This is a genomic window from Pseudomonas tremae, assembly GCF_001401155.1.
GTDB lineage: Bacteria > Pseudomonadota > Gammaproteobacteria > Pseudomonadales > Pseudomonadaceae > Aquipseudomonas > Aquipseudomonas tremae.
Window position 1 is genome coordinate 1 of sequence record NZ_LJRO01000495.1, and the last position, 1655, is coordinate 1655.

At 53.6% G+C, this 1655-nt stretch carries 4 protein-coding genes; all 4 read left to right on the forward strand.

What is annotated here, in order from left to right; translation table 11 throughout:
• A partial coding sequence (locus ALO43_RS27390; RefSeq protein WP_157062374.1) for an AAA family ATPase occupies window positions 1-749 on the forward strand: 749 nt, incomplete at its 5' end.
• Window positions 750-787: 38 nt separating this feature from the next.
• On the forward strand, window positions 788-931 hold the full coding sequence (locus tag ALO43_RS30565; RefSeq protein ID WP_157062375.1) for a hypothetical protein: 144 nt from the start codon (window positions 788-790) through the stop codon (window positions 929-931).
• A complete protein-coding gene (locus tag ALO43_RS27395; protein WP_054998441.1) occupies window positions 903-1088 on the forward strand; it encodes a hypothetical protein in 186 nt (61 codons plus the stop codon). Before ALO43_RS30565 ends, ALO43_RS27395 begins: the two co-directional genes overlap by 29 nt.
• Window positions 1089-1180: 92 nt before the next feature.
• Complete coding sequence (locus ALO43_RS27400; RefSeq protein ID WP_054998442.1) at window positions 1181-1369, forward strand: hypothetical protein; 189 nt, start codon at window positions 1181-1183, stop codon at window positions 1367-1369.
• Window positions 1370-1655: the final 286 nt, after the last annotated feature.

The window sequence follows — 1655 nt, forward strand, 5'->3', positions numbered from 1 at the left end:
GTGTAGTTCGGACGCTTACGCTTGATCCGCACCTTGTACTCAGCGAGGCGGAGCAGCGCATGTGTGCGCTCGCCTACTTCTTCGCAGAGCTCCACCAGTCAGGGTCCACTTCCGGAATCGTATTCGACGATCCGGTTTCGAGCCTTGACCATAATCATCGAACCGCCGTCGCAAGACGGGTTGTTGAGGAGTCCGCCGGCCGACAGGTTATAGTATTTACACACGACGCAGTGTTTTTCGGAGAGCTGCTTACCTTTTGCCAAGATGCGCAATTGGCCCCAGAGGTTAGGTCAATCAACTATCGAGCAGAAGGGCCGGGTTATATCGATGCCGGTTTGCCCTATGACATGCGCAAGCACCGTGAGCGCATTGCACACCATCGTACTGACCAACAGCGAATCGCAGCCATTTTTAATAACCCGCCAGGGGATGATGAGCGACTTGCGATGCGCAATGCTTACGATGACCTTCGTGTCACGATTGAGGTAGGTATCGAGGACACAATACTCAACGAAACTGTAGTGCGATTCCGCGACGGTATCTCAGTCGGGCGACTTAATGGCGTGATGAGCGTGCAGGAGGCTGATTATCTCGAAGTACAGCGTTTGCATGACAAGTGCTGTCGCAACGTGTGCGCGCATTCACACGCGGCGGGACAGCAGCGGGCCGTTACGCAACCGGATGAGCTCCTGCGAGATATTGATGCCGTCAATACCCTGTTCCAAGATATACGCCGGCGCAGAGGTTGAACCGCATATCCGCTGCTAACCCAACCCTGGAAACCGGCATGGACAAATACACCAAGCAAGATCTCGATTCGGAAATCACCTTCAAGTTGACGCTGCGTGACTTCATTATTCTAAGCTGGGGGGATGGGCGTCTCCCCCAAGGAAGCCGCGACGATGAATCACTACCAGCAGCTGATCGCTGACGAAATCCTCTCGATGCAAGGTCAGAAATACTACTGCCTTTCGGTGCTGGGTGCCGGTGGCCTGGAAAGCTGGGAGTCGAAAGAGTACAGCGAGCTGGTCGAGCAGTACGACCAGAAGCTGATCGAGCTGAACTGCCGCCTGCCACTCGCAGGCTAAAGGAAAACCTGTAACCCCAAGCCTCGCCTCGTGCGGGGCTGGGTCAGTAGAAAAACACCACATTTGCATCGAAAAGACACAAGGATCGTCGTATGAAACTCGTAGTTGCACAGTTGTTGGCAGTTGTCGTCGCTATATGCCTGTTTGAAGCTGGCCAGAGCGATACGGACCTGGCGCTCAGCAAGGCTGGGCTTGTTGCTCTCGCATTGTCATTGGCGCTGATGGTCGCAGGCCTGGCGGTTGAGTTCTTTGAATGGCGACGTGAAGATTCATTGAGCTAAGGGTAATTCACCATGTCTTGGGCAGATCGAGCGGCACCAATTGTTGCAGAGGCCATTCGCAATGTAGGTCGGCATGACATGCCTGAGCTGCGCAAAGCGTTGATCGAGGCTTGCCTCGGGGTTAATGATAGCTGAAGGTGTACCCGAGACGGATGCAATGAAAAGATCAGGGGTAAGTCATTGGGATCAATCGTTTATGTCAAGGTTTAGCCAGAAATGGCCACCGCTGCCTACCGAACAGGATGAACGCTGATATATAGATAGGAAAATCGTATGCTCCTTCTGA